At 72.0% G+C, this 25,139-nt stretch carries 26 protein-coding genes and 2 tRNA genes; 8 read left to right on the plus strand and 20 right to left on the minus strand.

Features of this window, described 5'->3' with window-relative positions; all coding sequences use genetic code 11:
* Positions 1-3: 3 nt before the first annotated feature.
* Positions 4-1,392: a copper amine oxidase gene (locus tag Q5722_RS04805; RefSeq protein WP_305027074.1), complete on the plus strand. Its 1,389-nt coding sequence runs from the start codon at positions 4-6 to the stop codon at positions 1,390-1,392.
* Between the two features lie 56 nt (positions 1,393-1,448).
* Here Q5722_RS04805 and Q5722_RS04810 read toward each other — a convergent pair.
* The 7 genes from Q5722_RS04810 to Q5722_RS04840 all read right to left on the minus strand — a co-directional run bounded on the left by Q5722_RS04810 (position 1,449) and on the right by Q5722_RS04840 (position 6,671).
* Positions 1,449-1,524: transfer RNA gene (locus Q5722_RS04810), tRNA-Ala, on the minus strand.
* A 90-nt stretch (positions 1,525-1,614) separates the two neighbouring features.
* Complete coding sequence (sepX, locus tag Q5722_RS04815; RefSeq protein WP_305027075.1) at positions 1,615-2,433, minus strand: divisome protein SepX/GlpR; 819 nt, start codon at positions 2,431-2,433, stop codon at positions 1,615-1,617.
* 60 nt (positions 2,434-2,493) lie between these two features.
* A complete protein-coding gene (locus Q5722_RS04820; protein WP_305027076.1) occupies positions 2,494-3,099 on the minus strand; it encodes a GNAT family N-acetyltransferase in 606 nt (201 codons plus the stop codon).
* Between the two features lie 7 nt (positions 3,100-3,106).
* A complete protein-coding gene (locus Q5722_RS04825) occupies positions 3,107-3,586 on the minus strand; it encodes a MogA/MoaB family molybdenum cofactor biosynthesis protein (protein ID WP_305027077.1) in 480 nt (159 codons plus the stop codon).
* Positions 3,583-4,068, minus strand: coding sequence for a cyclic pyranopterin monophosphate synthase MoaC (gene moaC / locus Q5722_RS04830; RefSeq protein ID WP_305027078.1), 486 nt, complete (start codon positions 4,066-4,068; stop codon positions 3,583-3,585). The genes Q5722_RS04825 and moaC overlap by 4 nt, the downstream gene beginning before the upstream one ends.
* Entirely contained in the window at positions 4,068-5,285 is a 1,218-nt protein-coding gene (glp, locus tag Q5722_RS04835) for a molybdotransferase-like divisome protein Glp (protein ID WP_305027079.1), read from the minus strand. Before glp ends, moaC begins: the two co-directional genes overlap by 1 nt.
* A 3-nt stretch (positions 5,286-5,288) precedes the next feature.
* Positions 5,289-6,671 carry a UTP--glucose-1-phosphate uridylyltransferase gene (locus Q5722_RS04840; protein ID WP_305027080.1) on the minus strand — a complete coding sequence of 461 codons (1,383 nt, stop codon included), beginning with the start codon at positions 6,669-6,671 and terminating at the stop codon, positions 5,289-5,291.
* A 57-nt stretch (positions 6,672-6,728) separates the two neighbouring features.
* Here Q5722_RS04840 and Q5722_RS04845 point away from each other — a divergent pair, with 57 nt between their 5' ends.
* Positions 6,729-7,313, plus strand: coding sequence for a 5-formyltetrahydrofolate cyclo-ligase (locus tag Q5722_RS04845; protein ID WP_305027081.1), 585 nt, complete (start codon positions 6,729-6,731; stop codon positions 7,311-7,313).
* Between the two features lie 91 nt (positions 7,314-7,404).
* On the opposite strand, the gene Q5722_RS04850 is transcribed toward Q5722_RS04845, so the two are convergent.
* From Q5722_RS04850 to Q5722_RS04870, 5 genes are all read right to left on the minus strand, one after another.
* Positions 7,405-7,635, minus strand: coding sequence for an FmdB family zinc ribbon protein (locus Q5722_RS04850; protein ID WP_305027082.1), 231 nt, complete (start codon positions 7,633-7,635; stop codon positions 7,405-7,407).
* Between the two features lie 79 nt (positions 7,636-7,714).
* Positions 7,715-8,062, minus strand: coding sequence for an MscL family protein (locus Q5722_RS04855; protein WP_305027083.1), 348 nt, complete (start codon positions 8,060-8,062; stop codon positions 7,715-7,717).
* A gap of 60 nt (positions 8,063-8,122) precedes the next feature.
* Complete coding sequence (locus tag Q5722_RS04860) at positions 8,123-8,764, minus strand: SAF domain-containing protein (RefSeq protein WP_305027084.1); 642 nt, start codon at positions 8,762-8,764, stop codon at positions 8,123-8,125.
* A gap of 51 nt (positions 8,765-8,815) precedes the next feature.
* Positions 8,816-9,064, minus strand: a complete 249-nt coding sequence (locus Q5722_RS04865; RefSeq protein ID WP_305027085.1) for a hypothetical protein — start codon at positions 9,062-9,064, stop codon at positions 8,816-8,818.
* Complete coding sequence (locus Q5722_RS04870; RefSeq protein WP_305027086.1) at positions 9,061-10,254, minus strand: LCP family protein; 1,194 nt, start codon at positions 10,252-10,254, stop codon at positions 9,061-9,063. The genes Q5722_RS04865 and Q5722_RS04870 overlap by 4 nt, the downstream gene beginning before the upstream one ends.
* Before the next feature lie 188 nt (positions 10,255-10,442).
* Between Q5722_RS04870 and Q5722_RS04875 the strand changes: the two genes are divergently transcribed.
* Positions 10,443-10,518, plus strand: a tRNA-Arg gene (locus tag Q5722_RS04875).
* 38 nt (positions 10,519-10,556) lie between these two features.
* Positions 10,557-11,405 (plus strand): class I SAM-dependent methyltransferase, encoded by an 849-nt coding sequence (locus Q5722_RS04880; protein ID WP_305027087.1) that lies wholly within the window; start codon positions 10,557-10,559, stop codon positions 11,403-11,405.
* A 10-nt stretch (positions 11,406-11,415) separates the two neighbouring features.
* Here the strand turns inward: Q5722_RS04880 and Q5722_RS04885 are convergent, their stop codons facing one another.
* Entirely contained in the window at positions 11,416-12,588 is a 1,173-nt protein-coding gene (locus Q5722_RS04885; RefSeq protein ID WP_305027088.1) for a saccharopine dehydrogenase family protein, read from the minus strand.
* 66 nt (positions 12,589-12,654) lie between these two features.
* On the opposite strand from Q5722_RS04885, the gene Q5722_RS04890 reads away from it, so the two are divergent.
* Entirely contained in the window at positions 12,655-14,583 is a 1,929-nt protein-coding gene (locus Q5722_RS04890; RefSeq protein ID WP_305027089.1) for a beta-propeller domain-containing protein, read from the plus strand.
* 65 nt (positions 14,584-14,648) lie between these two features.
* Positions 14,649-14,918 carry a DUF2277 domain-containing protein gene (locus Q5722_RS04895; RefSeq protein ID WP_305027090.1) on the plus strand — a complete coding sequence of 90 codons (270 nt, stop codon included), beginning with the start codon at positions 14,649-14,651 and terminating at the stop codon, positions 14,916-14,918.
* Positions 14,919-14,924: 6 nt separating this feature from the next.
* Here the strand turns inward: Q5722_RS04895 and Q5722_RS04900 are convergent, their stop codons facing one another.
* Positions 14,925-15,611 carry an iron-dependent transcriptional repressor DtxR gene (locus tag Q5722_RS04900; protein WP_305027091.1) on the minus strand — a complete coding sequence of 229 codons (687 nt, stop codon included), beginning with the start codon at positions 15,609-15,611 and terminating at the stop codon, positions 14,925-14,927.
* 63 nt (positions 15,612-15,674) lie between these two features.
* Here Q5722_RS04900 and Q5722_RS04905 point away from each other — a divergent pair, with 63 nt between their 5' ends.
* Complete coding sequence (locus Q5722_RS04905) at positions 15,675-17,291, plus strand: glycoside hydrolase family 13 protein (protein ID WP_305027092.1); 1,617 nt, start codon at positions 15,675-15,677, stop codon at positions 17,289-17,291.
* Positions 17,292-17,539: 248 nt separating this feature from the next.
* Here the strand turns inward: Q5722_RS04905 and Q5722_RS04910 are convergent, their stop codons facing one another.
* The 4 genes from Q5722_RS04910 to pdxH form a co-directional block, all read right to left on the minus strand.
* Entirely contained in the window at positions 17,540-19,570 is a 2,031-nt protein-coding gene (locus Q5722_RS04910) for an ABC transporter ATP-binding protein (RefSeq protein ID WP_305027093.1), read from the minus strand.
* Complete coding sequence (locus tag Q5722_RS04915) at positions 19,570-21,303, minus strand: ABC transporter ATP-binding protein (RefSeq protein ID WP_305027094.1); 1,734 nt, start codon at positions 21,301-21,303, stop codon at positions 19,570-19,572. Before Q5722_RS04915 ends, Q5722_RS04910 begins: the two co-directional genes overlap by 1 nt.
* A 1-nt stretch (position 21,304) precedes the next feature.
* Positions 21,305-21,910, minus strand: a complete 606-nt coding sequence (locus tag Q5722_RS04920) for a TetR/AcrR family transcriptional regulator (protein ID WP_305027095.1) — start codon at positions 21,908-21,910, stop codon at positions 21,305-21,307.
* 103 nt (positions 21,911-22,013) lie between these two features.
* Positions 22,014-22,658, minus strand: a complete 645-nt coding sequence (gene pdxH, locus Q5722_RS04925; RefSeq protein ID WP_305027096.1) for a pyridoxamine 5'-phosphate oxidase — start codon at positions 22,656-22,658, stop codon at positions 22,014-22,016.
* A 163-nt stretch (positions 22,659-22,821) separates the two neighbouring features.
* Between pdxH and Q5722_RS04930 the strand changes: the two genes are divergently transcribed.
* A complete protein-coding gene (locus Q5722_RS04930; protein WP_305027097.1) occupies positions 22,822-23,946 on the plus strand; it encodes a citrate synthase 2 in 1,125 nt (374 codons plus the stop codon).
* Positions 23,947-24,003: 57 nt separating this feature from the next.
* Here the strand turns inward: Q5722_RS04930 and Q5722_RS04935 are convergent, their stop codons facing one another.
* Complete coding sequence (locus tag Q5722_RS04935) at positions 24,004-24,663, minus strand: DedA family protein (protein ID WP_305027098.1); 660 nt, start codon at positions 24,661-24,663, stop codon at positions 24,004-24,006.
* Positions 24,660-25,133: a GNAT family N-acetyltransferase gene (locus Q5722_RS04940; protein WP_305028335.1), complete on the minus strand. Its 474-nt coding sequence runs from the start codon at positions 25,131-25,133 to the stop codon at positions 24,660-24,662. The genes Q5722_RS04935 and Q5722_RS04940 overlap by 4 nt, the downstream gene beginning before the upstream one ends.
* Positions 25,134-25,139 lie beyond the last annotated feature (6 nt).

The following is a 25,139-nucleotide window of genomic DNA, read 5'->3' on the forward strand; positions in this document are numbered from 1 at the left end:
CCCATGCGTCGCCTCATCGTGGCACTCGTCGCCCTGCTCCCCCTCGCGCCGTGCCTCGCCTCGTGCGGCGGTGACGCCGCCGGGTCGCCCGGCGCCGGCGCCACTGCCGCGGCCGGCTCGCTCGGCGGTTCCGGCACCGCCGTCACCACCCGACTGCACTGTGCCGAGGGCGCCGTCGGGCTGACCCGGACGATGTCCAGCGGCGCCACGTGGACGCTGTGCCTCCACGTCGACTCCAAGCGCGGCATGGTCCTCAGCGACGTGTCGCTCGCTGCTCCCGGCGCGAAGGCGCTGACCATCGCGCACGACATCTCGCTCGCCCAGCTGGAGGTGCCCTACGACACCGGCACCCGGCTCACCGAGGACATCACCAGCGCAGGCTTCGGCGGCGTCAAGATGCAGGACCTCGGCACCGAGGAGTGCGCAGGCGAGCTGGTCGCCCTGCCGGTCCCCACCATCGGCGACGGGTCGACGTTCGGCGACATCCCGACCCGGAAGGTCCTCTGCAGCGAGGTGAGCGACGGCGGGCTCGCCTACCGGTCGGCGGCGAACGGCGAGGTGGTCGCCGCCCGCAAGGACCAGTGGACCCTCTCGACCGTCTCCAAGGTCGGCTGGTACGAGTACGTCAGCCGCTACACCTTCGGCGCCGACGGCTCGATCGTGCCCGACCTCGGGGCCACCGGCGACCTCTCCCCCGTCGACTACACCGACGACGCGGCCCGGGGCTCCGCCGTCGGCGGCGGCACCCACGACCGTGCCGCCTCGCACTCCCACAACGCCGTCTGGCGCATCCACTGGGCCCTCGGTGGCGGCCCGCTCGCCGTCGAGCAGTACGACGCGGCCCCGACCGGCCGCCGCGGACCGAAGGCCCCCCTCATCGACGGCCGCCTCACCCACCTGGCCCACGCGACGGAGGCCGAACGGGTCAGCCGGCGCTGGTGGCGCGTTCTCGCTCCGCGCACGACGAACGCCGACGGGCACCCGGTCTCCTACGAGATCGACCTCGGCGCGACCGACCCGTTCGAGCTCGACGAGGACCGCGAGCACGGGGCCCGGCACGGTTACGACGTGGCCTTCACGAACTTCGACGCCTGCCAGGTCTTCGCCACCGGCAACGACCAGAGCTGCGGCGACGGCGTGCCGGACTACGTCGCGTCCGATGCGGCGCCGCTGACCGACCCGGTCTCCTGGGTGGCGGTCGGCTTCCACCACGTGCCGCGCGACGAGGACCAGTCGCCCATGGAGCTGCACTGGCAGGGCTTCCGCCTGGTGCCCCGTGACCTGACCGCGACCCGGATGGACGAGCCGGCGGGGCGCGAGGGCGGCAACGGCAAGCCGAGGACCTACGAGGGCGTCCCGCTCGACGAGCTGACCGACCTGCCGGGCAGCTGAGCCGGAGCACCCGGGAACGGCAGAAGGCCCGGTCCGTGTGGACCGGGCCTTCAGGCTGGTGGAGGTAAGGGGACTCGAACCCCTGGCCTCCTCGATGCGAACGAGGCGCGCTACCAGCTGCGCCATACCCCCAGCCGCCTCACGCTTGCGCGTGTTGCGTGCGAAAACATAGCACCCGGGGCGTGAACGTCGAAAATCGGGTGCGGTCTCCGGCAGCCTGGATCAGGAGCTCTTGCGGATCGACCGCGCGAGCGCCGACAGCTTCGACGCGCGCTCGGCCTCGTCGGCCTCGCGGGCGATCGCGGCGTCCTCCTCGGTGCGACCTGACGTGGTCACGCCGGGCGAGGAGAGGTCGATCGTGCGCACGGTGCGCCGGGCCGCCGGCTCCTTGGTGACGTACGTCGGGAGCGTGATCGGCACCGGGCTCCAGAGGTCCTCCTTGACCGCCGCGATGGTGGTCGTGTCGGCCTCGGAGCCGACCTCGTCGAAGCCCTGGTCGTTGCGCTCGACCAGCGTCTCGGCGGGCACGTCGGAGTCCTGGTCAGCCGGGGAAGCAGTGACCGGGGACTCCTCGACGCGGCGCGGCATGCGGACGCGGGTGGGCGCCCAGACCTCGGCCCGGGCGGCCTGCTCCGAGCGGACCATCAGGCGGCAGGCGACCAGCCAGGCGACGAGCAGCGTCGCCGGCGCGGCCTGCCAGACCCAGCCGATGAGGCCGAGGACGGCCGGCAGCGCGACCAGGAGGTTGAGGACCAGCAGCGTGCCCAGCACGCGGCGACGACGCTGCGCCGCACGACGAGCCGCCTCGCGACGGGCACGGATCTGCGCGGCCGACGGACGGCGCGTGGGCGTGGCGGGCGCAGCGGGCGCGGCCTCCGGAGCAGCGGCCTCCTCGCGACGGGCGAGGACGCGCAGCGCGGACGAGAAACGCTCGACGGAGTGGCTCACCGACGCGTCGTCGGTGTGCTGCAGCGCCTTGGGCACGAGATAGACGGCCCAGGCCACAGCCAGGGCCACGAAGATCAGAGAGGTGACGTCCACGCTCCGAGGTTAGGAGCGTTAGCGCAGGATGAGACGCAAGTCCATAGGTGTGTCGGGAAATCACTCGTGTGACGAGTGGGATTCCCCGCCCAGAAGCCGGGCGACGAGCCCTTCCGGGCACTCCTCGGCGGTGATCCCGAAGAGCACGTGGTCACGCCAGTCGCCGTTGATGTGGAGGTAGCGCGGGGCGTAGCCGCATCGCGGGATGCCGAGCTTCTCCACGACGCGGAGCGAGTTCGAGTTCTCCGGACGGATCGCGACCTCGATCCGGTGCAGCCCCTCGACCCGGAAGCAGTGGTCGACGGCAAGGGCGACGGCCAGCGGCGTGATGCCGCGGCCGGCGTACTCCTGGCCGATCCAGTAGCCGACCGAGGCGAAGAGCGCCGAGCCGCGCACGATGTTGTTCACCGTGACCTGGCCGGCGAACTCCCCGTCGACCTCGATCGCGAACGGCATCGCCTGGCCGTCCCGCGCCATGCGGGTGAGACGGCGGACCAGCCCACGGAACGACGTGGCCCGTCCCCCACCGCCCGGCGGCATGGTCGCCTCCCACGGGCGCAGCCAGTCACGGTTGGCCGCGCGCAGCTCGCTCCATGCCCGATTGTCCCCGAGCACGAGCGGACGCAGCGTCACGTCGCCGTGGCGAAGGGTGACGGGCCAGCTCATCGCGACGTCAGCCGGCCTGCGGGTGGTCGCTGCCGGGGATCTGCTCGACGGCGTGGAGCAGCATCCCGTCGAGCGTGGCGAGACCGTCCTTCACGCCGCCCTTGCTGCCGGGCAGGTTGACGACCAGGCAGTCGCCGGCGACCCCGGCCAGCCCACGCGAGAGCGCAGCGGTCGGGAGGCCCGCCTGGACTCCGCGGAGCCGGATCGCCTCGGCGATGCCCGGGACCTCGCGGTCCAGGAGCGGGCGAGTGGCTTCGGGGGTGCGGTCCGTGGGCGTGAGACCGGTGCCTCCGGAGGTCAGCACGACCCGGGCACCGGCGGCCAGCGCAGCGCGGATCGCCTCCGCGACCGGATCACCGTCGGGGACCACGACCACGGTGGGCTCGAAGCCCCGCTCACGCAGCCAGGCCGCGATCACCGGGCCGGTCTCGTCCTCGTAGACGCCTGCCGAGGCCCGGTTGGAGGCGATGACGACGCCGGCGATCACCGGGACCAGTCCCCCGACGTGCCGCCGGACTTGGTGTCGACCCGGATGTCGGTGATGACGGCGGCCTTGTCGACGGCCTTGACCATGTCGACGACCGTGAGGGCGGCGACGGACACAGCCGTGAGCGCCTCCATCTCCACCCCGGTGCGGTCCGTGGTCTTCACCACCGCGGTGATCTCCACCGCCTCGTCGGTCACGGCCAGCTCGACCTTCACGCCGGAGACAGCGAGGGGGTGGCACAGCGGGATCAGGTCCGGCGTGCGCTTCGCGCCCATGATCCCCGCGATCCGAGCGACAGCGAGCGCGTCGCCCTTGGGCACGCCCTCACCGCGCAGCAGGCCGACCACCTGGGCCGAGACCATCACCCGGCCGGAGGCCGTCGCGACCCGGGTGGTGACGTCCTTCGCCGAGACGTCGACCATGCGGGCAGCGCCCGACGCGTCGACGTGGGTGAGCCGTGCGGCCTCGCCCTCGGGTGCCATCAGTACTCCTCGTCCAGCAACAGGACCTGCACCGTATCGCCCGCGCTCACCTCGGCCGTCTCCTCCGGGACGACGATGAGGGCGTTCGCGGCTGCGAGGTCCCCCAGCAGGTGCGAGCCGTGGCCACCGACGGGAGCGGCCAGCCCCGCGTCGTACGCCGCACGGACGAACTGGCGCTTGCCGACCGGGGAGCCGAAGCCCTTGCTGCACCGCGCCTCGCGCAGGGGGTGCACCAGCCGGCTGCGGCCCTGCAGCTTGCGCAGCGCCGGCACGACGAAGAGCTGGAACGACAGGTACGCCGACACCGGGTTGCCCGGCAGCGTGAAGACCGGGACGCCGTCGACCGTGCCGAAGCCCTGCGGCTTGCCCGGCTGCATCGCGACGTCCCCGAACCACAGCCGGTCCTTCAGCGCCGCCTTCACGACGTCGAAGTCGCCCTGGCTGACACCACCGCTCGTGACGATGACGTCGGCGCGCGAGATCTGGTCCTGGAGCGTCTCCAGGAAGGTGCCGGGATCGTCGGAGACCGACCCCACCCGGAACGCCGAGGCGCCGGCCGCACGTGCGGAGGACGCGAGCAGGGTGGAGTTCGCGTCGTGGATCTGGCCCGGGCCGAGCGGCTGCCCCGGCTCGCGGAGCTCGCTGCCCGTCGACACGATCACGACCCGCGGCCGGGGACGCACGGAGACCCGGCCCTCCCCCGCACCCGCGAGGAGCCCGAGGTGACGCGGGCCGAGCACCGTGCCGGCCGAGACCAGCAGGTCGCCCTCCTCCACGTCGTCGCCGGCGCGCCGGATGTGCTGGCCCGGCACGGGCGGCTGGTTGACCTGCACCTCGTGGGCGCCGCGGTCGGTCCACTCATACGGCACCACCGCCGTGGCACCAGGAGGCACCGGCGCACCGGTCATGATCTTCACCGCCGTGCCCGGCGCGAGCTCCTCGGTGGCCGCGGCACCGGCGCCGATGCCACCGACGACGGGCAGGTGCACCGGCGACTCGGCGGTCGCGCCGACGCAGTCGCGCTGGTGGACGGCGTACCCGTCCATGCCGGAGTTGTCGAAGGCGGGGAGGGGCAGCCGGGCGACCACGTCCGCGGCGGCGACGAGCCCCAGTGCCTCGCTGAGCGGGAGGACCGCGGGCGCAAGCGGCTGCACGGCGTCGACGATCCGTGCGAGGTGCGCGTCGACCGGCGTCGTCGGTCGTCCGTGGTCACCCAAGGGTCAGTCCTCCGCGAGAATCGTGTGGGCAGGTACGCGCTGGGCGGCCGGCTGCCGGGTCAGGGTCACCGCGCCCTTCACCTCCACCCCGCGCTCGAAGGTCCAGTCACCGTCTACCGTGAAGCTCGTCGCCTCCCGCAGCGACGGGGCGCCGTCCGGGAACCGCTGGTCGAAGTCGCCGACCAGCTTGTAGACCGCGCCGTCGAGCGCCACGAACGGCACCGTGTCCGCCGCCTGGTCGAGCACGTAGTCGTCACCGAGAGCGTAGACATCCGACCGCAGGACGAGCAGGTCGTCGGTCGTCTTCACCGGCACGAACCGGTCGCGACCGACCTCGATCGTCGTCGCGCCCTCGAAGATCTCGATCGCCGCGCCCATCGCGCTCTCGATCTGGATCACCTTGGGCGACGTGGGGTCGCCCGGGTCGACCGTCTTCTCGTTGCGGATCAGCGGCAGTCCGAGGACGCCGTCGCGCTCGGCGAGCGCGACCTTCATCGCGGCGAGGTCGAACCAGAGGTTGTTGGTCGACATGTAGCGGTGCCGGCTGAGGTCCGCGAGGGCGTCCTTGTCGGAGTCCAGCGTCTGCGCCGACTCGCGGAGCACGATCCGTCCGTCAGCGATGCGGCGGGCGAAGTGGCCGCCCTTGCGGTCGCTCGGCGTACGCCGCACGGCCTCGATCGCGAACGGCGCGCCCGACTGGGCGAACCAGCCGGCGACGCGGGCGTCGGGAACGGCGCCGAGGTTGTCCGAGTTGGACACGAAGACATGCCGGTACCCGGCCTCGATCAGACGGTCGAGGATGCCGGTGCCGACGAGTGCGGTGTAGATGTCACCGTGTCCGGGCGGACACCACTCGAGGGTCGGGTCCTTCTCCCAGGTGGCGGGGTGCAGCGAGTCGACGAGGAGCTTGGGCTCCTTGTTCTGGAGGAACTCCAGCGGCAGGCCGTCGACCGGCAGGTCCGTGTAGCGCGCCAGGGCGTCCATCGTGTCGGCGCTGGTGCGGAAGCTGTTCATGAAGAGCAGCGGCAGCGTCGCGTCGTACTGCTGGCGCAGGTGGAGCACCTGGCGGGCGATCACGTCGAGGAAGCTGAGCCCCTTGCGCACACAGAGGAGCGACTTGGCGCGGTCCATGCCCATGGACGTGCCGAGGCCGCCGTTGAGCTTGATCACCGCCGTGTGCCGGATCGCCTCGGCCGCGACGTCGTCGGGCACGTGCACGTCCGCCAGGGCGTCCATGTCGTGGGGCTCGATCGTGGACTCCGGGATCATCCCGGTCGCCCCCTCCTCCAGCTGGTGGAAGAAGTGGGTGAACACCTCGATCGCGACCGGGTCGACCCCGGCCTGGGCCATCTTGTCGCGGGCAGCGGCGAGCGCGTCGGTTGCCATGCGGGTGATGGTAGGGGGCTCGGGGCCCGGCCGGGCCACCCCTCGTAGGCTGGCCACATGTCGGAGCCCGCTGCCACGGTCGCCAAGCAGGCCCTGCGTGACCAACTTCTCGCGGCGCGCCGGTCGCTGGACGTCGCCACGCTCGGCGCCGCGGGGCGGTCACTGGCGGCCGTCGTCCTCGAGATGCCGGAGGTACGCCGGGCGGCCACGGTCGCGGCGTACGTCTCCGTGGGCTCCGAGCCGGGCACCGGCGCACTGCTCGAGGGGCTCCTCCACGCAGGCAAGCGCGTGCTGCTCCCCGTGCTGCTGCCGGACAACGACCTGGACTGGGCCGTGCTCACCGCGGTCGACGAGCTCGCGGCCGCACGTCGCGGGCTCCTCGAGCCGACCGGCCCGCGCCTGGGTCGCGAGGCGATCGCCACCGCCGAGGTGCTCCTCGTCCCCGGCCTCGCGGTGGGCGCCGACGGCGCCCGCATGGGCAAGGGAGGCGGCTCGTACGACCGCGCCCTCAACCGCTCGGCGCCGGATGCGTTCGTCTGCGCGCTGCTCCACGACGGCGAGCTGCTGGCGAGCGTGCCGTCCGAGCCGCACGACGTACCCGTGGCAGCGGCAGCGACCCCCTCCGGCGTGACCCGCTTCTGACCGCCTCCTTCGCCGAGACGGGGCCTGTGCCGCCGCGAGACGGCGCTTGTGCCGGGCACAAGCCCCGTCTCAGCGCGGCACGAGGCCCGTCTCAGCTCGAGGAGGAGCTGGACGTCGAGGACGAGGAGCTGGCAGAGGAGGAGCTGGACCGCGAGTCGGTGCGGTAGAAGCCGGAGCCCTTGAAGTGGACACCGGCAGCACTGAAGACCTTGCGCAGCTTGCCGTCGCACTCGGGGCAGACGGTCAGCGCGTCCTCGCTGAAGCTCTGGAACTGCTCGAAGGTGTGGCCGCACGCGGTGCAGGCGTACTGATAGGTCGGCATGGTGCGCACATTCTAGAGGAACGCGCGAGGCCCGCCTCCCTCCTGGGAGACGGGCCTCGAGACGAGGTGCTGCGTCAGATCACTTGGCGAGCGAGTCGCGGATCTGGGTGAGGAGCTCGACCTCGGTCGGGCCGGCGGCCTCCTCCGGGAAGAAGCGCGCCTTCGCCTTCGTGTAGGGCACCACGATGAAGAAGTAGACGACCGCGGCGATGATCACGAACGCGACCAGCGCGTTGATGAACAGACCGACGTTGACACCACCCAGGGTGACCTTGCTGAAGTCGGGCTGGCCGCCCGCCTTGCCGATCAGGCTCATCACGAGCGCGGTGAACTCGGTGACCACCTTGGCGAACGCCGTGGCCATGATGAAGGCCACCGCGAGCTCGATCAGGTTGCCGCGAAGCAGGAAGTTCTTGAAGCCAGACATGGTGATCTCCTTGAAATAACCGGTCCGCCATGCCCCGAGCATGACGATGTCGCAGGCAGACTAGCGGGCCAGAGCGACCGTCAGTAGGCCCCGCGCCGCACGACCGGCGATCTCCACTCCCTGGTCCGCCGTGACCGCGAGGACGAGGAGCCTCCCCCGCTGGCCGTCAGTCGGCGCCTCCGTCTGGCGCGGCAGCGCGAGCACCAGCCCCGCCTGGAGGACGAGCACCCCCGAGGGGGTCGCCGCAGCCGGGTCGGCGGCGAAGAGGTCGACCCGGTCCCCCACCCGGAGCAGGCCCACCACGGCGGCGTCGGCGATCCGGACCGGCATCGCGACGAGGCCGTCGTGGCCCTCCAGCAGTGACGGACCGACCAGCCTCGCCTCGGTGACCACCTCGCCCGGAGCGACGGCACCGGCCAGCGTCCGCCCGACCGGAGCAGCCGCCGCGTCCGACGGCACGACCGCGACCGGCAGCGCCGTGCTCGCGACATCGGCAGCGCCCACCACCTCGCCCGCGGCGAGCGCACGCACCGCGACCAGGACGGCAGCCGTGCGGGGAGGCGGCGGCGCGACCGCCCGCACGGTCGCCAGCACCGCAACGGCCGCACACACCGCGCTCAGCAGCCTCCGGCGCACCAGGATCGCGCGGCGCAGCTCACCAGCGACGGCGCCGAGCCGTCGGCGTACTCCCGAGAAGTCCATGCCGCGACGCTAGGCCGGGTACGCCGGACCCCGCCGGCGTCGTCCACAGCCTCAGCCGTGGTGGGGCGGGACCTGCCGCTTGAGCCACTCCTCCGAGGTGCCACTCGAGCGCTGCTCGTCGCGGTCGTCACCGGTGCTCTCCGGCACGACGTCGCCGAAGACCGCCGCGAGACGCGCCTTGCGCTTCCACGCGGGCTCGGCCGGCTGGGCGGGCTGCGCCGCGGCGGGCGGGTCGCTGGGCTCGGGAGCCGCGACCGGTCCCGCCTGCTCATCCGGCGACGTCGAGGACGGCTCGCTCATGCGCAGAGCCCGTTCTCGCGGGCGATCTCCTCGTGGGTCGCGTCGTCCGCGGTGGAGTCGGCGCCCGGCGACGAGCTCGGCGAGGACGAGGAGGAGGGCTTGCCCTTGCCACCCTTGTCGCTCTTCGAGCCCTCGTCGCCGGCGCTGACCGCGTCGGAGGAGAGCTTCTTCGACAGCGGCTGGTCGTTGCGGATCTTGCGCCAGAGCTTGTCGGCGTCGGAGGTCCACACGAGCCGGTTCGGGTCCGGCTCGTAGCTGGTGAAGGGCACGGTGATGAACTTGATGTCGTCGAGGCTGATGCCCTTGAACTGCAGGCCCAGGTCCGCGATCTTCTTGAGGTTGCCCAGGCCCTTGTCGACGGTCAGCGACTTCGTCGCGGCCTTGAGGAAGTTGATCAGGCGGACCGGGTTCGCCAGGGTGCCCGCGCTCATCACCTTGTTGATCATCGAGGCGATGAAGACCTGCTGGCGCTTCATCCGGCCGATGTCGCCGTTGGCCGAGATGCCGTGGCGCACGCGGACGTAGTCGAGCGCCTCGCGCCCCTTGACCGTGCGGGTGCCGGCCTTGAGGTGGATGTTGCCGACGGTGTCGTCGACGTCCTCGGGCACGCAGATCCGCACGCCGTGGACCGCGTCCACCATGTCCTTGAAGCCGCTGAAGTCGACCACGACGAAGTCGTCGATGCGGATACCCGTCAGCTGCTCGACCTGCTGCACGGTGCAGGTGGGGCCGCCGTAGGAGAAGGCGGCGTTGAACATGGCGAAGCCACCCGGGATGGTGTCGCCGTTGCGCTTCTTGCAGTCGGGCCGCTGCACCATGGCGTCGCGCGGGAGGCTGACGCCGTAGGCGTGCTTCCGGTCCGCCGACAGGTGCACGATGATCGTGGTGTCGGAGCGCTGGCCGTCGTTGGTGAGGCCGTCGATGTTGTTGCCCTTGCCGTCACGCGAGTCCGAGCCCATGACGAGGATGTTGAGCGGACCCTTCGGGCCGGTGTTGACCTTGGCCGGGCGGTTCGTCAGGAGTCCGTTGAGGTCGACGACGTTGAGGTTGGCGTTGAGCGTGCGGTACGTGTAGCAGACGAAGAGCGTCATCGCGACGGTCAGCGTCAGGACGCCGTAGCCGAAGGTCCGGAGCACGTGGTGCTGCCGAGATGCCGCGGCACGGTGCCGCGCTGCGCTCTGCTGCGTCAACGGAATCCTTCGGTCGGAGGCGGCACGGCCTCCTCCCCGACAGAAGACCCTGCGCACATTCCTTGCATTGTGACGGGTGCGGCCCGATCGGACAAAAGCATCCCGCCCCGGGACTCCCGACGCGGCGTGCAAGGATGTACGCCGTCGCGTCGTCGGCCTGCCCCCGTGGTGGCCCGCCGGGCGACGTGGCCCTAGTAGCTCAGGGGATAGAGCACCGCTCTCCTAAAGCGGGTGTCGCAGGTTCGAATCCTGCCTGGGGCGCCACGCACGACGCCTGGTCGCGCGCGAGGAAGGGCACGACCATGACCCTGCGCCGGACCTCGGCCGCGATCAGCCCGACCGCGCACTACACGGGCTACGTCTGGGCCCGGCACGGCGTGGGTCCGGCCGGTCTCGCGACGCGCACCGGCGCCGTCCTCTACAACGCCCTCCGGCCCGCGATGGCTGCCTCCGCGGGCGCGGGCGGCCCGACGCTCGAGGGCCTGCTCCTGGGCCGCCACCGGGCGATGGACCAGCTCCTGTCCGAGGCCATCGACAGCGGCCGCGTCGGCCAGGTCGTCGAGATCGCAGCGGGCCTCTCCCCGCGCGGCCACCAGTACGCCGCGGCGTACGGCGAGCGGCTGACCTACGTGGAGGCGGACCTGCCCGGCATGGCCCGGCTCAAGCGTGAGGCGCTGGAGCGCGTCGGGGGCCCGGGCTCGACGACCCACCACGTCGTCGACTTCGACGCCCTGGCCACGGAGGGTCCGCAGTCGCTCGACGCCGTCATGGCCGGGCTCGACCCCACGGTCGGCACCGCTGTCATCACCGAAGGGCTGCTCAACTACCTGCCGACCGAGGCCGTGACGGGTCTCTGGAGCCGGCTCGCGACGCAGCTGAGCCGCTTCCCGGCAGGGCTCTACCTCTCCGACCTGCACCTGGCCGGCGAGAACAGCAGCACCGTGCTGTCGGCGTTCTCGACCCTGCTCGGCGCGTTCGTGCGGGGTCGGATCCACTTCCACTTCGCCGACGCGGCGGCGGCCGAGGGCGCGCTGCTCGAGGCGGGATTCCGCGAGGCGCGCCTGCACCGTCCCGACGCCGAGCGGTTCGACCTGCCGCCGCACCTGCGGGCCGGTGCCCGCCTCGTGCGGGTCGTCGACGCCCGCATCTGACCGACGACGGTCAGCCGACCACCTGGAAGCGGATGCCCGCCGCCTGCAGGCGCCGGATGAGCGACTCCCCCATCGCCTGGGCGGTGGTGACCATGCCGGCGGTTGGCGGGTTCTCGTCGAAGGCGAGGCAGAGCGCCGACTCCGCGAGCATCTTCGAGGTCTCGGTGTAGCCCGGGTCGCCGCCGGAGACCCGCGTGTGGATCGTGCGGCCGGCCGCCTCGCCGATGAAGTCGACGGTGAACCACGACTTCTTCCGCTTCTTCTCACTCGGGCCCTCGCCCTGCGGCATCCGCCGGCCCATCGCCTCACGCAGCGGCTTGACCTGCGCGGCGGACGCGATGGCGCCGACCACCGCGGCACCGCCCACGGCGTACCGCAGGGTCTTGGTGCCCGCGTAGTGCGAGTAGCGGAAGTCCGGTCCGTACGACGCGAGAGCCGCGCCGCTGCGGGCGACGATCGTCGGGTCGATGGTCGGGAGCGGCACGAGCCAGTAGCCGAGCTCCTTGTCACGGCCCGGCCGTCCGGCGACCGCGCGGCTGCGACGGCCCTGCGGGCGCGGCTCGACGGCCTTGCGCTCCTTCGCCGCCTGCGCCATCTGGCGGGCCCGGCTCGCCGCACCGAGGAACGAGTGGAAGGTGCCGCCCGACGCCATCGCGTCCGAGCGCACGACACCGCGCAGCGTCACCGGGCCGGAGGTGTCGAGCTGCTGCACCGTGTAGTAGGCGCCGAGGTCGTGCGGGATCGAGTCGAAGCCGCAGGCGTGCACGATGCGGGCGCCGCTGGCCTCGGCCGTGGCGTGGTGCTCGAGGTACATGCGGTCCACGAACTCGGGCTCCCCGGTGAGGTCGACGTAGTCGGTGCCCTGGGCCGCGCAGGCGGCGACGAGCGGGCCGCCGAGGGCGAGATACGGACCGACCGTCGTGATGACGACCCTGGTACGGGCCACGACCTGCTCCAGGGCCGCCTGGTCCCCCGCGTCGACAACCACCAGCTCCATCGTCTCCAGGCGCGGGTCGATGGCGCTCAGCCGCTCGCGCACCTTCGCGAGCTTGTCCGCGTTGCGGCCGGCGAGTGCCCACCGCAGCCGTGCGGGTGCGTTGCGGGCGAGGTACTCCGCGGTGAGGCCACCGGTGAACCCGGTGGCGCCGAAGAGGACGATGTCGAACTCGCGATCGGTGCTCATGGCGCCACTCTGCCGCACCACCCGCAGCGACGGGAACCGGTCAGCGGTGCCGCGCGTCACAGGTGCATGACGACCTCGAAGACCCTCGCGATCACCGGTGTCGCGGCCCTGGCCCTCGGCGGCGCGTTCGCCGCCGGCGTCCACGTCGGCGGCACGGACCACCACACGCCGGCGACCCGTGTCGTCGCGCCGCCCGCGGCCGGCCACCGGCTGGCCTCCGGCGACCTCTCGCTCGTCGCCGCGGGCGACTGCGACAGCCTGCTGGGCTGGTACGTCGACAACAGCCGCGACCTGGTCACGGCCTGGGGCTGGGGCGGCGGGCTGGTGGTCGACGACATGGCCATGCGTGGCGCGAAGACCGACTCCCAGCTTCCCCTGGCCGCCTCGGCCGCCGGACGTGAGTCAGCGGCCAGCGGCATCGACAGCCGGTCCTCCAGCGCCACCGGCACGAACGTGCAGGAGGCCGGCGTCGACGAGCCCGACGTGGTGAAGACGGACGGTGCGGTCCTGCTCCGGATGGTCGGCGACGACCTGGTCGTCTACGACGTCACGGGCACGAGGCCCGCGCGGGTCGGGCGCCTGGACCTCCCCGGCAGCCAGAAGGCACAGCCCGAGCTCCTGCTCGTCGGCCACGACGCCGTCGTCCTCTCGCAGCGCTGGGACGCCGACGGCACCCCGAGCACGCGCGTGGACACGGTCGACCTCTCCACGCCGTCGGCGCCGAAGGTCACCGACTCCGCGTCGTACGCCGCGAACCTGCTCTCCGCCCGGCAGTACGGCGACACCGTGCGGCTGGTGCTCGGCACCGGCCTGCCGATGCTCGACTTCGTGTCCCCGCACGGCGGCCTGACCGAGAAGAAGGCGCTGGAGAAGAACCGCGAGGTACTCGCGCGCTCCACGATCAGCGACTGGCTGCCGTCGGTCACGGAGGGCGACCGCACGACGCAGGTCGTCGACTGCGCGGACATGGCGCGCCCGGAGGACTTCACCGGGGCGGGCACCGTCTCGGTCGTCGGCTGGTCGGGCGCGACGCCGGAGGAGCGGTCGTCCACGGGGGTGGCGACCGGCTCCGACATCGTCTACTCGTCGGCCGACCGGCTCTACCTGGCGACGTCCGGCTCCGGTCGTGGCTGCTTCGACTGCGTCGGTCCACTCGTCGACCGGACCGTGCCCGGCCCCTGGCCGGGCGGCGGCGGGGAGGACGGCACCACCCAGATCCACGCCTTCCGGCTCCACGGCACGACCGCGTCGTACCTCGGGAGCGGCGAGGTGGAGGGCCGGGTCGACGACCGCTGGGCGATGGACGCCGTGGACGGCACGCTCCGGGTGGCGGTCAGCCCGACCCAGCAGACCGGGGACTGGAACTCGATCGTCACCCTCCAGGAGGGCGCGGGGGCCCTCGAGCCGCTGGGTCGCGTCGACCGGCTCGGCGTCGGCGAGCAGATCCAGTCGGTGCGCTGGTTCGACGACCTCGCGGTGCTGGTGACCTTCCGCCAGGTGGACCCGCTCTACGCGATCGACCTGTCGCACCCGGCCCACCCGAAGGCCCTCGGTGCCCTGAAGGTGCCCGGCTACTCCGACTACCTGCACCCGATCGGCGACCACCGGGTCCTCGGGCTCGGCGTCGATGCGGACGGCCGCGGGATGAGCCGCGGGGGCAAGGTCGCGGTCTTCGACCTCAGCGACCCGACCCACCCCGTCCGCCAGGGGCAGAACACCTACGCGCGCAACATCCAGGTGATGGCCGGCCAGGACCCGCGGCAGTTCACCTGGGTCCCGGCCAGCCACACGGCGTACACCGTGATCGCGCGCTACGGCCGGACCGGCGGCATGACCGGCTGGGTCTCGGTGCTGGAGGTCGGCGCGGACGGATCGCTGCGGCGCCACAACGTCAAGGGCACCGAGGGGTACGACGACGTCGCCGCGCTGCGCACGGTCCCGCTGCCCGACGGTCGGGTCGCCCTGGTGACGGAGGACAGCGCCCGCTTCCTCTGACGTCCTCCGCCCGGGGCCCGTCCTTCCGCCGCCCCGGGCGGACGAGCGCGGGCTACCGTGAAGACATGTGCCGCAACATCCGTCCGCTCAACAACTTCGAGCCGCCCGCGACCTCCGACGAGGTGACCGCCGCCGCGCTGCAGTTCGTCCGCAAGGTCTCCGGCACGGTGAAGCCGTCGCAGGCCAACCAGGCCGCGTTCGACGAGGCCGTGCACGAGATCGCGCACATCACCCAGCACCTGCTCGACCGGCTGGTGACCAGTGCGCCGCCCAAGGACCGTGCGGTCGAGGCGGCGAAGGCGAAGGCCCGGGCCCAGCTGCGCTACGGCAGCTGAGCGCGATCAGCGGCGGCTGACGAAGATGTGGTCCGCCGAGTCCAGCATGACCTCGGCGGTCTCGCCGCCGGAGCCGACCAGGACGCCCTCGCGGGTGGGGGCCGCGGTCACGGTCTGGCCGGGCAGCGCACCGACGCGACGCAGCGCGGACATCAGCGCCTCGTCCTTCTGGGTCTCCTCGGAGATGCGGCGGACCAGGACGCGCACCTCACCGGGACCGGTGATCGCGGCCAGCGGCTCGACGCCCTCCATGAACCCGTCGACGTCACCGGACTGGCCGAGCTCGTCGAGGCCGGGGATCGGGTTGCCGTAGGGCGACTCGGTCGGGTTGCCCAGCAGCTCGAGCAGGCGCCGCTCGACCTGCTCCGAGATCACGTGCTCCCAGCGGCAGGCTTCGGCGTGCACGAGCTCCCAGTCGAGGCCGATGACGTCGGTGAGCAGCCGCTCGGCGAGGCGGTGCTTGCGCATGACCCGGGTGGCCAGCTGGCGGCCGGACTCGGTGAGCTCCAGGTGGCGGTCACCCTCCACAGTGAGCAGCCCGTCGCGCTCCAGACGGGCGACGGTCTGCGACACGGTGGGGCCACTCTGGTGCAGGCGCTCCGCGATACGGGCCCGCAGCGGGACGATCCCTTCCTCGATCAGCTCGTAGATCGTGCGGAGGTACATCTCGGTGGTGTCGATGAGGTCGCTCACACGTCCCATCATCCCTTATCCCCCGGACACGCTTCGTTCACAGGTCTCTGGCACAGTCGGGGCATGAGCGCTCCGACCGCACCCCGGACCGACCCGTGGTGGCTCCACGGTGTCGTCTACCAGGTCTACGTCCGCTCCTTCGCCGACTCCGACGGCGACGGCGTCGGCGACCTCCCGGGCATCACCTCGCGCCTCCCCTACCTGCGCGACCTCGGTGTCGACGCCCTGTGGGTCACGCCCTTCTACGCCTCCCCGCAGGCCGACCACGGCTACGACGTCAGCGACTACTACGCCGTCGACCCGCTCTTCGGGCAGCTCGCGGACGCCGACGACCTGCTGGCCCGCGCGCACGAGCTCGGGCTCCGGGTGATCGTGGACCTGGTGCCCAACCACACCTCGAGCCAGCACCCGTGGTTCCAGGCGGCCCTGGCCGCCGGACCGGGCTCCTCCGAGCGCGAGCGCTACCTCTTCCGCGCAGGGCGCGTCGGACCCGACGGCGTGGAGCAGCCGCCCAACAACTGGATGTCCCGCTTCGAGGGACCGGCGTGGACCCGCGTCCCCGCCGACCCGGACCTGCCCGGCGAGTGGTACCTCCACCTCTTCGACACCTCGCAGCCCGACCTCAACTGGCACCACCCCGACGTGCCCGCCGAGTTCGAGCGGATCCTGCGCTTCTGGCTCGACCGCGGTGTCGACGGCATCCGCATCGATGTCGCGCACGGGCTCTTCAAGGCCGCCGGCCTTCCCGACCAGCGCCTGGCACCCGGGGAGTCGGCGGACCCCGGCGAGTCGCTGATCACGCAGCGTCCCTCGCACACCCCGATGTGGAACCAGCCGGAGGTGCACGAGGTCTACCGCCGGTGGCACCGGCTCCTCGCGTCGTACGACGGCGACCGCATGGCGATCGCCGAGGCGTGGGTCCGCGACCCGCAGGACCTCGCCGACTTCGTGCGCCGTGACGAGCTGCAGCAGGCGTTCAACTTCCACTGGCTGGCGGCGCCGTGGTCGGCCGAGGCGTTCCGCGGGGTGATCGAGCAGACGCTGGCCGTGGTGCCCGCACCGACCTGGGTGCTCGGCAACCACGACGTGGTCCGCCCGGTCACGCGGTACGGGGGCGGCCCGCTCGGGCTGGCCCGCTGGCGGGCCGCGCTGCTGACGATGCTGGCGCTGCCGGGGTCGGCGTACATCCACCAGGGCGAGGAGCTCGGCCTCCCGCAGGTCGACGTGCCCCGCCACCTCATGCAGGACCCGCGGGCCAACGTGCCGGGCCGCGGCGGCCGCGACGGCTGCCGCGTGCCGATGCCGTGGTCGGGCACCAAGCCGCCCTTCGGCTTCGGCCCGGGCGAGGGGCAGCCATGGCTCCCCCAGCCCGAGGAGTGGGCCGACCTCGCAGTCGAGGCCCAGACCGGCGACGAGACCTCGACCCTGGAGTGGGTGCGCCGCGTGCTCGCCACACGGCGCGGACTGCAGGACCGCCTCCGTGACGCCGACCTGCAGATCGAGGGAACGCCGTCCGAGCTGGTGCTGCGCCGCGGCCCGCTCACCTGCCACCTCAACACCGGCGGATCCCCCGTCGCCCCGGACCGGATCGACGAGCTGCTGGCCGGCGGCGAGGTGCTGCTCTGCAGTGGCGACGAGCCCGGTGGCGCGGACACCGCCACCTGGATCCTGCGGCTCTGAGCCGGCCCGGGATGCGCACGACCCGCAGGCCATCAGAGCCGGCCAGGACGAGGGCCGGGGCCTGCGGGTCGCGGTGACCGCGGTGGATTCGCCAGCGACAGATGCCACGGCAGCGACGCCACCCTGTGTGCGCTAGCGCGCAGCCACCTCACGCGTCCTTGCAGAAATCATCGGTCGGACCACCTCCTCTCTCGTGTCCTTCGACGGTACGCCGGGGTCGGCGTACCGTCGAAGGGTTTTCCGGAGCGTCAGGCGGCGTCGACGGCCGACTCGAACTGCGAGCGGTAGAGGGCGGCGTAGGCACCATCGGCCTCGAGCAGCTGCGCGTGCGAGCCCTGCTCGACGATCCGGCCGTCCTCCATGACCAGGATCAGGTCGGCGTCGCGGATCGTCGAGAGCCGGTGTGCGATGACGAAGCTGGTCCGGTCGGAGCGGAGCGCCGCCATCGCCTGCTGCAGCAGCAGCTCGGTGCGCGTGTCGACCGAGGAGGTCGCCTCGTCGAGGATCAGCAGGGCGGGGTCGCTCAGGAACGCCCGGGCGATGGTGATCAGCTGGCGCTCGCCCGCCGACACCGAGCCGCCGTCACCGGAGATCACGGTGTCGTAGCCGTCGGGCAGCGAGTGCACGAAGCGGTCGACGAACGTCGCCCGGGCGGCCTCGAGGATCTCCTCCTCCGTGGCCTCGGGGCGGCCGTAGGCGATGTTGTCGCGGATCGTGCCCTCGAAGAGCCAGGTGTCCTGGAGGACCATCCCGATCCGGTCCCGGAGCTCGCGGCGCTGCATCCCGGCGATGTCCACACCGTCGAGGGTGATCCGCCCGCCGTCGAGCTCGTAGAAGCGCAGGATCAGGTTGACCAGCGTGGTCTTGCCCGCGCCCGTGGGACCGACGATCGCGACCGTCTGGCCCGGCTGCACGTCGAGCGACAGGTCCGTGATCAGCTCACGGTCCGGCTCGTACGAGAAGGCGACGTCCTCGAACCGGACCGCGCCCCGGGTGACGCCCCGGTCCGTCGAGGCCTCCGGCTCCTCGGACTCCTCCTCGGCGTCGAGCAGCTCGAAGACACGCTCGGCCGAGGCCACGCCGGACTGGAGCAGGTTGGCCATCGAGGCGACCTGGGTCAGCGGCTGGGTGAACTGGCGGGAGTACTGGATGAACGCCTGCACGTCACCGAGGCTCATCGAGCCCGACGCCACCTTCAGGCCACCGACGACGGCCACGATGACGTAGTTGAGGTTTCCGACGAACATCATCAGCGGCATGATCAAGCCGCTCACGAACTGCGCGCCGAACGAGGCCTTGAAGAGCGCCTCGTTCTGCTCGGCGAAGCGCTCCTCGGCCTCCGGCAGGCGGCCGTAGACCCGGACCAGCGCGTGCCCCGAGAAGGTCTCCTCGATCTGGGCGTTGAGCGCACCCGTGCGCCGCCACTGCTCCACGAAGAGGCCCTGCGAGCGACCCATCACCTGCTTGCTGATGATCATGGTCAGCGGCACGGCAGCGAGCGAGATGACCGCCAGCAGCGGCGAGATCCAGAACATCATCCCGAGCACCCCCACGACGGTGAGGAGGGAGGTGAGCAGCTGCGCCAGCGTCTGCTGGAGCGACTGCGACAGGTTGTCGATGTCGTTGGTGACCCGGCTGAGCAGCTCGCCGCGGGGCTGCCGGTCGAAGTAGCCCAGGGGCAGTCGGTGCAGCTTCTGCTCGACCTCCTCGCGCAGGCCCGACACCGTCCGCTGCACGACGTCGGTGACGAACCAGCCCTGCAGCCAGCCCGCGAACGCCGAGGCCAGGTACACGCCGAGCACGATCAGCAGCGTGGTGCCGACCGCGCCGAAGTCGACGCCGACGCCCGGGACCACGTCGAGCTTGTCCAGCATCGAGGCGAGCGAGTCGTTGCCGGTCGCGCGGGCGTGCTCGACGGCCTGGGCCTTGGTCGCGTGCTCGTCACCGAGCATCCGGCCGAAGAGGCCGTTGAAGATCAGGTCCGTCGCGTGGCCCAGGATCTTGGGCGCCACCACGGAGAAGGCGACCGAGAGGACGCCGAGGAGCACGACCCCGGCGATGCGCACGCGGTCGGGCGCCATCCGGCGCAGCAGCCGCTTGAGCGACGGCTTGAAGTCGTTGGCCTTCTGCCCGACCTGGCCCCCGCCGAACGGGCCACCGCGGCCGGGGCCGCCGCCCATGACGACGCGCTCGGTCTGCTTCATCCGGCCGGGCTGCGCGGGCTTGCCGCCGGGCGCGGCACCAGCGGCACCCGGCTTGTTCTCTGCAGTGGTGCTCATCAGGCCACCTCCTCCTCGGTCAGCTGGGACCGGACGATCTCCTGGTACGTGGGGCACTCCTCGAGCAGGGAGTGGTGGGTGCCGATGCCGACGATGCGGCCGTCGTCGAGCACCACGATCTGGTCGGCGTCGAGGATCGAGCTGACGCGCTGCGCGACGAGCAGGACCGTCGACTCCGCGGTCACCTCGGGCAGGGCACGGCGCAGCCGGGCGTCGGTCGCCACGTCGAGCGCCGAGAACGAGTCGTCGAAGACGAGGATCTTCGGCTTCCGCACCAGGGCCCGCGCGATCGCGAGGCGCTGGCGCTGGCCGCCGGAGAAGTTGCTGCCGCCCTGCGCCACCGGGGCGTCGAGGCCCTCGGGCAGGGCCCGGACGAAGTCCTCGCCCTGGGCGACACGCAGCGCCGCCCACATCTCCTCATCCGTCGCATCGGGCTTGCCGACCACCAGGTTGCTGCGGACCGTGCCACTGAAGAGGAACGACTTCTGCGGGACGATGCCGATCAGCGACCACAGCACGTCGGGGTCGAGGTCGCGGACGTCGACGCCGTCGACGCGGACCGCACCGGCGGTGGCGTCGTACAGGCGCGGGACGAGGTCGACGAGCGTCGACTTGCCGGCACCCGTCGAGCCGACGAACGCCGTGGTCTGGCCCGGCAGGGCCGTGAACGAGATGTCGCTGAGCACCGGGTCACCGGCACCCGGGTAGGCGAAGCCCACGCCGTCGAAGGTGACCACCCCGCGCGGCTCCGCCAGCGCCACCGGGACGGCGGGCGGACGGACCGAAGCGTCGGTGTCGAGGACCTCCGCGATCCGCTCGGCGCAGACGGCGGCACGCGGCACCTGGACCAGCATGAAGGTGGCCATCATGACGCTCATCAGGATCTGCATGAGGTAGCTCATGAACGCCGTCAGCGAGCCGATCTCCATCTCGCCGCTGTCGATGCGGTGGCCGCCGAACCAGTACACGCCGACGATCGAGACGTTCATGATCAGCATGACGGTGGGGAACATCGTGCCCATCCAGCGCCCGGTGCTGCGGGCGACGACGGTGAGGTCCTGGTTGGCGGCAGCGAAGCGCGCCTTCTCCTCCGGCTCCCGCACGAAGGCGCGTACGACGCGGATGCCGGTGACCTGCTCGCGCAGGATCCGGTTCACGGTGTCGATGCGGACCTGCATGACCTTGAAGCCCGGCACCATGCGGCTGATGATGAAGCCGACCGTGACCAGCAGCGCGGGCACCGTGATCGCGAGCAGCCAGGCGAGGCCGAGCTCCTCGCGCATCGCCATGATGATGCCGCCGGCCATCATGATCGGGGCACTGACCAGCATCGTCAGGCCCATCAGCACGAGCATCTGCACCTGCTGCACGTCGTTGGTGCCGCGCGTGATCAGCGACGGGGCACCGAACTGCGCGATCTCCCGGCTGGAGAAGGAGCCGACGCGGTGGAAGACCTGCCGGCGGACGTCGCGGCCGAAGCCCATCGACGTGCGGGCGGAGAACCACACGGCGATGACCGAGCAGAGGATCTGGCCGAGACTGACGGCGAGCATCACGCCGCCCATGCGCCAGATGTAGCCGACGTCGCCCCGGGCCACGCCCTGGTCGATGATCTTGGCGTTGATGTGGGGCAGGAAGAGCATCGCGAGGGTGCTCAGGAACTGCAGCGCGACCACGAGGGCGAGCCACGTCCGGTAGGGGCGCAGCTGGGTGCGCAGGAGCTGGATCAGCAACTCACTTCTCCGTCTGGGTGGGGGTCGTCTGGGCGGGGACCGGGGCGAGGGTGCCGTGCAGGACGACATCGACGATCTGGTCGGGTGAGAGCAGCCGGCCCTCGGTGATGTGGGGGTGGCTGCCCGAGAAGGTCAGGAGGCGCAGGGTGTGCGCGACCTGGGGGACGTCGACACGGAAGGCATCGGCGTCGGGCGCGAGGAGCGCCTCGATGGCGGCGAGGCCGCGGGCCCGGAGCTCCTCGGTGTGACGGCGGGCGCGGGGCGGCTGGAGCATCCCCATGCGCGACATCAGCGTGAACATGCTGGTGAACCGCTCGGAGAGCAGCGTCACCGCCGCGACCATGCGCTCCCGCAGCGGCAGCGACAGGTCGATCGCCTCGGTGCGCTCGATCAGGTCGGTCGGGTCGAACGCCTTCTCCAGGGCGCAGAGGAAGAGCTCGTCCTTGGTCTCGAACGCGCGGAAGATCGTGCCCTCGGCGATGCCGGCAGCCTCGGCGATCTGCTTGGTGGTGGTGGCACGGCCGTGCTCGCGGAGCAGGGGCAGCGTCACGTCGATGAGCTGGGCCCGCCGGTCGTCGGCGGTCATGCGGGCGGCACGTCTGGACATGCCGACGAGTCTAAGTGAGTGAGCACTCACTCACAAGTGGGTTCCGTTACGACCAACGTCGTATTTCCCGGCCTCCGCCTCGTCGCATTTCCCGGCCTCCGCCTCAGGGGGCGAGGCGGTGGACCGACCACGTGCCGGCGTCCGTCAGCTCGTAGCGGAACCGGTCGTGCAGGCGGTTGACCCCGCCCTGCCAGAACTCGATCGCGTGCGGACGGACGGCGTACCCGCCCCAGCCCTCGGGCACCGGCACCTCGTCCGGGTACGCCGCGTCGGCCTCGGCGAACCTCCGGGCCAGCTCCTCCTGCGTGACCGGCTGCGACTGGGGCGAGGCGAGCGCCCCGAGCTGCGCCCCGCGCGGACGCTGGTGGAAGTAGGCCTCGACCGCGGCCCGCGAGAGCGGCGTCGCGACCCCCTCGACCCGCACCTGGCGCTGCAGGCCATGCCAGGGGAAGAGCAGCGCGCACCGCGGGTTGGCCGCCAGCTCCTCCCCCTTGCGGGAGCGCTGGTTGGTGAAGAAGTGGAAGCCCTGCTGGTCCAGGCCCTTGAGGAGCACGATGCGGCTCGATGGCTGCCCGTCCGGCGAGACCGTCGCGACGACCATGGCGTTGGGCTCGGTCAGCACGCGCGCCTCGGCGAACCAGTCCCGGAAGAGGTCCATCGGGTCCGCAGGAAGGTCTGACTCGGCCACCGCACGGACGGGACGGTCCACGCCGTACTCGGACCGGAGGGAGGGCAGCTGTGCGTCCATGGCTCCATCATCGCGCGCAGGCGCCAACCAACCGACGAGCAGCCGAGGGCCCGCAGGGTGGGCAGTTGTCCCGGCCGGACGGCATGGTGCTTGAATGCGGAAGGCCGCCTTTCCGATCAAGGCGCGGCCACACAGTCCAGACCGCGTTGAGCAAGGAGCACCCATGACTGCCGCGGAGAACACCGGCCCCGTCGTCCACGAGGGCCTCGAGGGCGTCGTCGCCTTCGCGACCGAGATCGCCGAGCCCGACAAGGAGGGCTCCGCGCTGCGCTACCGCGGCGTGGACATCGAGGAGATCGCCGGCCGCATCCCGTTCGAGAAGGTCTGGGGCCTCCTCGTCGACGGCACCTTCGACCCGGGCCTGCAGCCCGCCGAGGCGTACTCGCTCCCGGTCCACACCGGCGACGTGCGCGTCGACCTGCAGTCCGCCATCGCGCAGCTCGCGCCGGCGTTCGGCATCACCTACACCTACGACTCGACGCCGGAGAAGGTCCGCGAGGACCTCGGCCGCGCCGCCGTCATGGTGCTCGCCTGGGCCGGCCAGTCGGCCCGCGGCCTCGGCCTCCCGGTCGTGCCGCAGCGCATCGTCGACGAGGGCCAGACCCTCGCGGAGAAGTTCCTCCTCCGCTGGCGCGGCGAGGCCGACCCGCGGCACGCCAAGGCGATCGACGCCTACTGGAGCTCGGCCGCCGAGCACGGCATGAACGCCTCGACGTTCACCGCCCGCGTCATCACCTCCACCGGCGCCGACGTCGCGGCCGCCCTCTCGGGTGCCATCGGCGCGATGTCCGGCCCGCTCCACGGCGGTGCCCCCTCGCGCGTCCTCGGCATGATCGAGGAGGTCGAGCAGCAGGACGACGCACGCACGTACGTCAAGAACCTCCTCGACTCCGGCGAGCGCCTCATGGGCTTCGGCCACCGCGTCTACCGCGCCGAGGACCCGCGTGCCCGCGTCCTGCGCCGCACGGCGAAGGAGCTCGGCGCCGAGCGCTACGAGGTCGCCGAGGCCCTCGAGCAGGCCGCCCTCGCCGAGCTGCGCGAGCGTCGTCCCGACCGGGTGCTCGAGACCAACGTCGAGTTCTGGGCGGCCATCGTCCTCGACTTCGCGCAGGTCCCGGCGAACATGTTCACCTCGATGTTCACCTGCGCCCGCACCGGTGGCTGGTCGGCGCACATCCTCGAGCAGAAGAAGACCGGTCGCCTGATCCGGCCGTCGGCCGTCTACACGGGTCCGGCCTCGCGCCCGGCCTCCGAGGTCGCCGGCCACCAGGCCGCGTGGGCCAAGTAGGCCAGCAGCACCTCACGGGGCCGGTTCCGCTTCGGCGGGACCGGCCCTGCGTGCACCTCAGGGCACGTCGCCCCTGAGCTCCTCCGCCGCGTCGGCGGCGCGCTCCTCGGCCCGCTCACGCGCCTTGCTGCGCAGGTGCCAGGCGATCGCACCCAGCACGACGACCACCCCGAAGCCGATCGCCACCCAGTGACCGGCCCGCTTCTCGATCTGGTGGTACGACGCGCCCGCGACGTGGCCGAGCATCACGAAGGTGACACCCCAGGCGATGCCGCCGACGCCGTTCCAGATGACGAAGGTCCGGTAGCGCATGTGGGAGGCGCCCGCGAGCGCCGGCATCAGGGCCCGCAGCAGGGCCGTCCACCGGCCGATGAAGACCGCCAGTCCCCCGCGTCGCCGGATCAGCCGCTGGGCACCCTCGATCCGGTGCCGGTGCCGGTCCAGGAAGGGCCGGGCCAGCACCTTCGGGCCGAGGAAGTGCTTGCCGACCTCGTAGCCGACCGTGTCGCCGAGGACTGCCGCGACGACCACCACGACGATCGCGACGGGGAGCGAGACGTGGTCGAGTGCGGAGGCCACACCGGCGATGACCGCGGCCGTCTCCCCCGGGATCGCGAACCCGAGGAAGAACGCGTCCTCGGCGAAGACCAGCAGCCCCACGACCAGCAGGACCCAGGTCGGGTCCAGGTGCAGGAGCCAGTCGGCGACCCCGCTCACGCAGCGACCCGCTTGGCGAGGAAGACCGCCTCGGGGTGGCAGGCGTACACGCCCCAGCCGGGAACCGGCTGGTAGCCGGCCGACTCGTAGAGCGCGATCGCCTCGGGCTGGAGCGGTCCGGTGTTGAGGACGACGACGTCGTGGCCCGCAGCCGCCGCCGACCGTTCGAGGTGGGCGAGCATCAGCCGCGCCAGCCCGCGACGCTGGACCTGCTCCACGACGTACATCCGCTTGACCTCGGCGGTCGCGGTCGAGCCCAGCCGCTCGAGGCCGACGTGCCGCCACGCTCCGGTGGCGACGGGCTGCCCGTCGAGGCGGCCGAGGAAGAACTCCCCGGCCGGCGGCGTGAACTCGGCCGGGTCCATCGGGGAGGCGTCCGGCCCGCCGTAGCGCTCCACGTAGATCTGCTGCACCCGGGCCATCAGCGCGACGGCGTCCGGATGGTCATACGGAACCCGGACGATCTCCATCACGCT

This window comes from Nocardioides jiangxiensis, from assembly GCF_030580915.1.
Lineage (GTDB): Bacteria > Actinomycetota > Actinomycetes > Propionibacteriales > Nocardioidaceae > Nocardioides > Nocardioides jiangxiensis.